Source organism: Rheinheimera sp. (assembly GCF_036568245.1).
In the GTDB taxonomy this organism is placed as follows: Bacteria; Pseudomonadota; Gammaproteobacteria; order Enterobacterales; family Alteromonadaceae; genus Alishewanella.
On sequence record NZ_DATCSY010000125.1, the window covers coordinates 1 to 9,250 of the forward strand.

At 50.1% G+C, this 9,250-nt stretch carries 9 protein-coding genes and 1 pseudogene; 8 read left to right on the forward strand and 2 right to left on the reverse strand.

Going from position 1 to position 9,250, the window contains the following annotated elements:
- Positions 1–545, reverse strand: a 545-nt coding sequence (locus VIN66_RS05560) for a class I tRNA ligase family protein (RefSeq protein WP_331923040.1), incomplete at its 3' end; no start/stop codon positions are given.
- Between the two features lie 135 nt (positions 546–680).
- Here VIN66_RS05560 and VIN66_RS05565 point away from each other — a divergent pair.
- The 7 genes from VIN66_RS05565 to VIN66_RS05595 all read left to right on the forward strand — a co-directional run bounded on the left by VIN66_RS05565 (position 681) and on the right by VIN66_RS05595 (position 7,899).
- On the forward strand, positions 681–1,163 hold the full coding sequence (locus tag VIN66_RS05565; RefSeq protein WP_331923041.1) for a zinc ribbon-containing protein: 483 nt from the start codon (positions 681–683) through the stop codon (positions 1,161–1,163).
- A gap of 98 nt (positions 1,164–1,261) precedes the next feature.
- Positions 1,262–2,746 (forward strand): SulP family inorganic anion transporter, encoded by a 1,485-nt coding sequence (locus tag VIN66_RS05570; protein WP_331923042.1) that lies wholly within the window; start codon positions 1,262–1,264, stop codon positions 2,744–2,746.
- Between the two features lie 45 nt (positions 2,747–2,791).
- Entirely contained in the window at positions 2,792–3,646 is an 855-nt protein-coding gene (locus VIN66_RS05575; protein WP_331923043.1) for a universal stress protein, read from the forward strand.
- Positions 3,647–3,708: 62 nt separating this feature from the next.
- The gene (nhaD, locus tag VIN66_RS05580) at positions 3,709–5,163 is read left to right on the forward strand and encodes a sodium:proton antiporter NhaD (protein WP_414709866.1); all 1,455 of its coding nucleotides are present in this window, start codon (positions 3,709–3,711) and stop codon (positions 5,161–5,163) included.
- A 79-nt stretch (positions 5,164–5,242) separates the two neighbouring features.
- Entirely contained in the window at positions 5,243–6,697 is a 1,455-nt protein-coding gene (gene nhaD / locus VIN66_RS05585; RefSeq protein ID WP_331923048.1) for a sodium:proton antiporter NhaD, read from the forward strand.
- Between the two features lie 48 nt (positions 6,698–6,745).
- Positions 6,746–7,096, forward strand: coding sequence for a putative quinol monooxygenase (locus VIN66_RS05590; protein WP_331923044.1), 351 nt, complete (start codon positions 6,746–6,748; stop codon positions 7,094–7,096).
- A gap of 98 nt (positions 7,097–7,194) precedes the next feature.
- Positions 7,195–7,899, forward strand: a complete 705-nt coding sequence (locus VIN66_RS05595) for an aspartate/glutamate racemase family protein (RefSeq protein ID WP_331923045.1) — start codon at positions 7,195–7,197, stop codon at positions 7,897–7,899.
- Positions 7,900–7,941: 42 nt separating this feature from the next.
- Here the strand turns inward: VIN66_RS05595 and VIN66_RS05600 are convergent, their stop codons facing one another.
- A complete protein-coding gene (locus VIN66_RS05600; RefSeq protein WP_331923046.1) occupies positions 7,942–8,730 on the reverse strand; it encodes a PEP-CTERM sorting domain-containing protein in 789 nt (262 codons plus the stop codon).
- 305 nt (positions 8,731–9,035) lie between these two features.
- On the opposite strand from VIN66_RS05600, the pseudogene VIN66_RS05605 reads away from it, so the two are divergent.
- Positions 9,036–9,250 (forward strand): annotated as a pseudogene (locus VIN66_RS05605) (divalent cation transporter); the annotation flags it as partial.

Here is a 9,250-nt window from a genome sequence, read left to right on the forward strand (position 1 = left end):
AAGGCACCTGAGCGCCAGCCACGACCGTCAATCACCTGTTCATTGGCCAGTACGCACTGGTCAACCGGGTCCCAGTTGACGGTGGCCATCTTTTTGTAAACCAGGCCTTTTTCATACAACTTAGTAAAGAACCATTGTTCCCACTTGTAGTATTCCGGTTTGCAGGTGGCCAGCTCACGGCTCCAGTCATAACCAAAACCCAACCGCTTTAGCTGGTTACGCATGTAATCAATGTTTTCGTAAGTCCACTTAGCCGGCGCTGTTTTATTGTTAATAGCCGCGTTTTCTGCTGGCAAACCAAACGCATCCCAGCCCATAGGTTGCATAACGTTTTTGCCCTGCATACGCTGAAAACGGCTGACAACATCACCGATGGTGTAGTTGCGCACATGGCCCATATGCAAGCGCCCGCTTGGGTAAGGAAACATAGACAAGCAGTAAAATTTCTCTTTATTCGCGTCTTCAGTCACTTTAAAAGCGCTGGTCTGTTCCCATTGCTGCTGCAGAGCAGTTTCAATCTGCTGCGGGTTATATTGTTCTTGCATTCAGGTCTTCCGGAAAAGGGGGTTAATACGGCTGCGTTGATAGCAGCAAAAAAGTGGCTATAGCATACCGCAGAGCCGTTTTGACAACAACAAGCAGCGTATTGTCTATACTGGTTTTAAACCAATGGAGGGGCTATGGCCGATTTTGTAAAGAAGTATCAGCGCTGGTTAAACGAGTTTAATCACACCCTGCGCGAGGCTCAGCAGCAGCAATTAAATAACATGGTCGATTTTGTCTCAGAGCTTAAAGCTTATGCAAAAGCCGGCAAAGAACTAAGCGCCTATGAAACACAGCTGTTTATCGAAACTTTTAAAAGGCAGTGGCATGAGTATGTTGAAACACAGGATCAGCAACCTGATGATGACATACCATCGCTGTGGCCTGAAGCGTTGTGGCAGGAGCTGAGTAATATTACTGATAAAAGCCAGCTGGAATGGCAGGAACTGGCACAGGACTTCAGGCATAAAGGTGTGTATTTTCAAGGCGAAATGGTTGGTATGGGCCGCTACCGCTGTGAAAAATGCCTGACACATATCGATTACACGCATCCTGCTCCGTTACTCGCCTGCAGCCATTGTGGCGGCGTGCAGTTTTTCCGTGAAGGTCTGCCGGTTTAAGTGCAGGCGCTGCAGGTGGTTAGCGTTTAAACGGTGGGCAGAGTACTGGTTTTTTTGCTAGAATGCGCGGCCATTATCGTTACTGAATCTCACCTTTGATGCTGACTTATTTAAAACAACACTGGTTGTCTAACCTGCGTGGCGATGTGCTCTCGGCACTGGTCGTGGCGCTGGCATTGATCCCGGAAGCTATCGCCTTTTCTATTATCGCCGGCGTTGACCCTAAAGTGGGGTTATACGCATCGTTCTGTATTGCGGTTATTACGGCCTTTGCCGGTGGCCGGCCAGCCATGATTTCTGCTGCTACCGGTGCTATGGCGCTGGTGATGGTGACACTGGTACGTGAGCATGGCTTGCAGTATTTGCTGGCAGCGACATTATTGACCGGCGTGCTGCAGATTATTTTTGGTGTGCTGAAGCTGGGTGATTTAATGCGTTTTGTGTCGCGTTCAGTAGTGACCGGCTTTGTTAATGCGCTGGCGATTCTGATTTTTATGGCGCAGTTACCTGAGCTGAGCGGCCAGCATGGCTCGCTGCTGGTTTATGGCATGACAGCACTGGGGCTGGCTATTATTTATCTGTTTCCTTACGTTACCCGCAGTGTGCCATCGCCGCTTATCTGTATTCTGGTACTGACAGCGCTGGCGCTGTATTTTGGCCTGGATATCCGCACTGTAGCCGATATGGGTGAACTACCCGATAGCCTGCCGGTGTTTTTATGGCCGGATGTACCACTAACGTTGAATACCCTGATGATTATTTTCCCGTATGCTTTAGCGCTGGCGGTGGTGGGTATTCTGGAATCGTTAATGACGGCCACCATAGTGGACGATCTAACCGATACCAACAGTGATAAAAACCGCGAGTGTGTCGGCCAGGGTATCGCCAATATAGGTTCCGGTTTAATTGGCGGTATGGCCGGTTGCGCCATGATTGGCCAATCGGTGATTAATGTAAAATCGGGTGGCCGCACCCGGTTATCGACATTACTGGCCGGTATTTTCCTGCTGATTTTAATTGTGTTTCTGGATAACTGGGTTGGCCTTATCCCCATGGCGGCGCTGGTAGCCATTATGATTATGGTGTCCATCGGTACTTTTAACTGGGGTTCTGTCCGCGACTTACGTACTAACCCGAAAAGCTCCAGTGTGGTGATGATTGCTACCGTGCTGGTGACAGTGTTTACGCACAACCTGGCGTACGGTGTGCTGGTTGGTGTGCTGTTTAGTGCGCTGTTTTTTGCCAGCAAAGTCGGCAAAGTGTTGTACGTAGGGTCAACGCTGTCTGACGATGGCCATCAGCGCAGCTATCAGGTGGTCGGGCAGGTGTTTTTTACCTCGGCCGAGCAATTTGTCGCCGCCTTTGACTTTAAAGAAGCCATCGAACGGGTACAGATTGATTTAAGCCGGGCCCATTTTTGGGATATTACCGCAATCAGCTCGCTGGATAAGGTGGTGCTGAAGTTTCGCCGAGAAGGTACGGCAGTTGAGCTGCTGGGCCTGAATGAAGCCAGCGCGACGCTGGTCGACAAGTTTGCACTGCATAACCAGAGTGAAGCTGTCGACAAGCTGCTGGGCCACTGACAACAGCGCTGCAACAGAGAATAATACCGACTAAGGAGCAGAATAATGACAACAAAAGTATTAGCGTGTATTGACGCTTCTCCGTATGCCGAAGCGGTATGTGATTATGCGGTATGGGCGGCCAAAGTGCTGGATACCGCAATGTCTGTGGTACATGTGCTGGATAAAGCCCAGCATACCCAGACACCGGATTTGAGCGGCAGCATCGGGCTTGGCTCGCAGGAGCTGTTGCTACAGCAGTTAGCGGAGCTGGATGAAAAGCACAGTAAACTGGCATTACAGCGCGGCCGCAGTATTTTAGATGCAGCTAAAGCACGGGCAGAGCACGCAGGCGTTAAAGCAGTAGATGAAAAGTTAAGGCATGGCCAACTGGTTGAGTCGTTACTGGAACTGGAAACCGAAACGCGTTTGCTGGTGCTTGGAAAACGGGGATTTAGCAGCGCCGAGGCGCATGGTCATATGGGCCTGCACGTTGAACGGGTTATCCGCAGCGTGCAGAAACCGGTATTACTGACACAGCAGCGCTATAAAACGCCGCAGCGTATTATGTTTGCTTATGATGGCAGTGCCACAGCGTTAAAGGGGCTGCAAATGCTGGCGGCCAGTCCGCTGGCGCAGGGGCTGCCAGTGCATCTGGTGATGGCAGGTGCCGATGATGAAGCATCCAGAGCACAAATGGAAAGCGCCGCATTTATTTTGCGCACAGCAGGTTTTGACACTAAAACCGCTATTGTGTCCGGCGAGCCGGAAACCGTGTTGAACCAATACCAGCAGGAGCATGTGATTGACCTGATGGTGATGGGGGCTTACGGCCATTCACGTATCCGGCAGTTTATTGTCGGCAGCACGACGACCGGGATGATCTGCAAGGCGAAGTGCTCATTACTGATTTTACGTTAACTGTAAAGCCCGGCTACCAGCCGGGTTTTTTGTTCCTGTAACTTAACCTGGATGTTGTGACTATGTGGAAGAAACAAGGATACCTGTACTGCCTGGCATTACTATTAAGCCTGTTGGTGATGCCGGTGCATGCAGCTGTGGGCGCTGTCGATCTGGCGCATAGCCTGACAGGCTATATCGCCATTGTGATTTTTGTGGTGGCTTATGCGCTGGTCATGGTGGAGGAGAAAATCCATCTGCGTAAATCTAAACCTGTACTGGTAGCCGCAGGTCTGATCTGGGTGCTGATTGGCTGGCAGTATGTACAGGCGGGTTTTCCGGCAGCGTCTGAAGCAGCATTCCGGCACACCTTGCTCGAATTTTCTGAGCTGATGTTGTTTTTGCTGGTAGCGATGACCTATATCAATGCGCTGGAAGAACGCCGGCTGTTTGATGCGCTACGCAGCTGGATGATCCGCAAAGGCTTTAGTTATCGTCAGTTGTTTTGGCTAACCGGCGCATTATCTTTTGTCATTTCCCCGGTTGCTGACAACCTTACCACTGCATTGCTGATGTGTGCTGTGATAATGAAAGTTGCTGAGGGTGATAAGAAGTTTATCAATCTGTGCTGTATTAATATCGTGGTAGCCGCTAACGCGGGAGGCGCTTTCAGCCCCTTTGGTGACATCACCACACTGATGGTATGGCAGGCCGGGTTACTGCACTTCGCTGAATTTTTTGCGCTGTTCGTACCATCGTTGGTCAATTTTCTGGTGCCGGCGATTTTGATGAGCCTGTTTGTCGAAAATCGTAAGCCATCGGCAGTACAGGAGGATGTTGAACTTAAACGCGGTGCACTGCGCATTCTGGCGTTATTTCTGCTGACTATCGCTACGGCGGTTGCCTGTCATGCTGTACTGCATTTGCCGCCGGTGCTGGGCATGATGACAGGGCTGGGTTACCTGCAGTTTTTCGGTTATTTCTTAAGGGTTTCTTTGCCTGGCTCACTGGCACGTAAAAAGGCGCTGGCAGAACGGGTGGGAGATGAAGAACGGATCAGAGCGCTGGGGCAGGTAGTGCCTTTTGATGTGTTCAGCCGGGTCGCCCGCGCAGAGTGGGATACACTATTGTTTTTCTACGGCGTAGTCATGTGTGTTGGTGGCCTGGGTTTTATTGGCTATCTGGCCATGCTGTCGGATGTACTGTACACGCAATGGGATGCATCCTGGGCAAACGTGATGCTGGGGCTGGTATCGGCAGTAGTAGACAATATTCCGGTGATGTTTGCTGTGCTGACCATGCAACCGGAGATGTCACATGGCCAGTGGCTGCTGATCACTCTGACTGCAGGCGTCGGGGGCAGTCTATTGTCTATTGGCTCAGCTGCAGGTGTTGCGCTGATGGGGCAGGCCCGCGGCTATTACACTTTTGCCGGGCATCTGAGGTGGGCGCCGGCGATTTTCCTCGGCTATGTTGCCAGTATTCTGGTGCACTTATGGCTTAACAGCGCAAGTTTTTCAGTTTTTACTGCCAGCTGAGTAAATATTCTAATAAAAGTGTTTTATAATACGCCGTCCGGTGTCCGCCGGGCGGGTTTCTTTCAGAACTGAGGACAAAATTGTGAAGCAGTCTGTGCTGTACCTGTTATTGTGCGCGTTATTCTCTCCTGTTGCGTTTGCCGAAACCGGCAGTCTTAATCTTACGCTAGCCCCTGTTGGTATCATTTCTCTGGTGTTGTTTGGCCTGGCATATCTGCTGGTTATGGCCGAGGAGAAAATTCATCTGCGTAAATCCAAACCGGTGCTGGTAGCGGCGGGTATTATCTGGGCGCTTATTGCCTGGAAGTATATGCAGCAGGGCATTCCTGAAGTGACATCGGATGCATTCAGACACACGTTGCTTGAATTTGCTGAGTTAATGCTGTTTTTGCTGGTGGCAATGACCTATATCAGCGCGCTGGAAGAGCGGCGGCTGTTTGATGCGCTGCGCGCCTGGATGATCCGCCGTGGTTTCAGCTACCGGACGCTGTTCTGGATCAGTGGTGTGCTGGCATTCATTATTTCGTCTTTTGCCAACAACATGACAACCGCCATGCTGATGTGTGCGGTGGTGATGAAAGTCGCTGAAGGCGACAAGCGCTTTATTAACCTGACCTGTGTCAATATTGTCGTTGCGGCCAATGCCGGCGGCGCCTTTATTCCGTTTGGCGACATTACCACGCTGATGGTGTGGCAGGCTGGCATTGTCACATTCAACGAGTTCTTTACCTTGTTTGTACCAGCAGTGGTGAATTACCTGGTGCCGGCCATTATCATGAGTTTCTTCGTCGAGCGGCGTTACCCGGCGGCGCAGCAGGAAGAGGTCGAGCTAAAACGCGGTGCACTGCGTATTCTGACCCTGTTTCTGGCCACTATTGCTCTGGCGGTGTTGTATCACTCCTGGCTGGATTTACCGCCGGTACTCGGCATGATGACCGGTCTTGGTTTACTTCAATTTTTTGGTTTCTTTCTGCGTAAAACACTGCCTGGCTCGCTGGCGCGGAAAAAAGCGATGGCAGAGCGTGAGGGCGACATAGAGCGTATTCGCGCGCTGGGCCAGATCGTGCCGTTTGATGTCTTTAACCGTATCGCCCGTGCCGAATGGGACACCTTGTTGTTCTTCTATGGCGTGGTAATGTGTGTTGGTGGTCTGGGTTATATCGGTTATCTGGAAATGCTATCAGTTGGCCTGTACGGCAGCGGTAACCCGACACTGGCGAATGTTATTTTAGGCTTAATGTCGTCTGTGGTGGATAACATACCGGTCATGTTTGCCGTACTGACAATGGAGCCGGCCATGTCGCATGGTCAGTGGCTGCTGATTACCTTAACGGCCGGTGTTGGTGGTAGCTTACTGTCGATTGGCTCAGCTGCGGGTGTAGCATTGATGGGGCAGGCGCGTGGCTATTATACCTTTGCCGGTCATTTAAAATGGGCACCGGTAATTCTGCTGGGCTATGGAGCCAGTGTTGTTACCCATTTATACCTGAATGCGCATTTGTTTGAAGTGTTCAGCAGCGCTGCCGCTCATTAATAATGAAATGAGGTGCTATCAGCCGATAGCACCGTTTCGGGAGAACAGATGTCTAAAAAAGTGTATTGCATTGCTCAGTTTCTGCCCAAACCGGGTAGAGCAGATGAGCTGTTTAAAGTACTGCAGAGCCTGGAGCCAAACAGCAACCGTGAAGACGGTTGTTTGCAGTATATCGTGACGCGGCAAATATCCAGCCCCTTTGCTGAAGGCAAAAGCTTTCCTATTGCCTTTAACGAAATCTGGGCCGACTTGCCAAGCTTTGAAGCGCACTGCCAGCGCAGCGAGATAAAGCACTTCTTTGAAACCTACTGCTTAGCCGAAGACGGCCTGGCAGCCGATTGGAACGTATGCATTTACAGCGACGAACCAGCCAATTTCGATGCTCCTGAATTGAGCTGACGCCTTAATCTGGTAGAGAAAAGCCCTGCACTGCAGGGTTTTTTTTGCAAACTACTGTGCTAGCTTAGTGCTTTTAAGCACACCGATATGAGCAAATTATGAAAACGATAGGGCTGATTGGTGGTATGAGCTGGGAGTCGACCATCCCTTACTACCGGGCATTAAATGAAGCTGTAAAACAGCAGTTGGGCGGATTACATTCGGCCAGATGTATTTTGTATAGCGTTGATTTTCACGATATTGAGCGCTTACAACATGCCGGTGATTGGAATGCCGCCGGTGCTATGCTCGCAGATGCGGCTCGCTCGCTAGAGCTGGCCGGCGCCGATTTTATTGTGTTGTGTACCAATACTATGCATAGAGTTGCCAGCAGCATTGAAGCGGCGGTGAACATTCCGCTGCTGCATATTGCCGATGCCACGGCCATGGCGATTAAACAGGCTGGTTTTAACCGGGTGGGTTTACTGGGTACCAAATTTACCATGGAGCAGCCGTTTTACCGTGACTATCTGAGTGAGCAACATGGTATAGAAGTGCTGGTGCCAAATGATGCTGAGCGCGATAGCTTGCATCAGATTATTTATCAGGAATTATGCCAGGGTATTATTAACTCAGAGTCGAAACAAGCTGTACGGCGCATGATGGCAGGGCTGGCCTGGCAAGGTGTTGATGCGATAATTCTGGGGTGTACAGAAATCGGTTTGCTGGTGGGTAAAGCTGATGCAGCAGTGCCGTTATTTGATACTACGCTGCTGCATGCTAACGCTGCGGTGCAACTAGCATTAGCGCCAGGCGATTCATAAAAAAGCCGCTTTGCAGCGGCTTTGAACATTTATTAAAACGTTTTATTGTTGCTTGCGGCGCAGTCTTAGTGCCGCCAGTGCGGTGGCCAGCATCAGCACGGTGGCCGGAGCCGGTACCGGGTTAGATGGATTCTGAGTTTGTTCACCAACAAAGGCAATCAGGTTTTTCGTCAATTGTTGTGAATTAGGCAGATCAAATTCGTTCATCATAAAGTTCACATCAAGGATCGTTGTCAGTGCACCAGCCATAGCATTACTCAGGCTGCCGGCAGCAAAGGCGACACCTGAGCCGGCTGACCCGTCTGCCCGCGAAGTGATCCACTGACCGTTTCCTTTGTTATTAAAGCAGCCCGATGCGGCATAAGTGACTTCTGCGACATCATTCGGACCGGTAAAAGGCGCATGAACCTGTTGAGTACCGTCTTGACAATCATTAAAGCCCAAATCTCCACCACCCAGTGATGAGATCAAAGACAGCACAGAATTGTTGCGCTCCATGAAATAGCCGTTTTCGCCCATTAAAAACAAGCCACCACCATTTACCAGGTAATTGCTGTAGGCGGTTTGTTCTGAGCTATTTAACGCGGCGGCATTAAAAAAACGCACGTCCCATATCTGCGAATATGCAGATAAGTCAGCCAGTAAGTCATCAACGATAGTAACGGTGTTACCAACGGCTTCATGTAACACTTTCAGGTTGTCGGTCAGCGCTAAGGTTGTATCAACTTCTGTCGTCTGGTTGGCGCCATTGATAATCAGAATTGGGCCTGCCATGGCCACACTTGATACCAGTAAACTACCCGCACAAATTACTGATTTTAAAAACTGCATTTTCACTCCGTGAACTTACTTCAGATACTGTCTACTACAAGTTATGTAACTAAATGCAAAAAATATTCCTTAATTAAATTTCATCTTTTTCAATATGATAGATATGATTGATTAGGTTTGTGTAAAGAAAGTTGACGATTATCTGGTGAGGTGGAAAAACGAATGCCTTTGACGGTGCAGTATCTTGCGTTGCCTGCGATGGCAAAAATCGTTAGTTTTAGCTGTAGCCGTTTGCTATTGGCAGGGAGAGAGCTCTGGAGACGTTAACTATTATAATTCTGTGTACGCTCGGTGCTGGTCTGGCTATGCCGGCCGGTGCCTTATTGGCAGCCGCTGAGCATATCCGGCCGGATTGGCTGGAAAAAGAGTTTCGCCACAGCGTACTGGCATTTGGCGCCGGTGCGCTGTTGTCTGCGGTTGCGTTGGTACTGGTGCCCGAGGGCATAAAGCATCAGACGGTCATGCCGGCCGCGCTTTGGTTTATTGCCGGTGGTTTTGGCTTTATGCTGCTGGATATTCT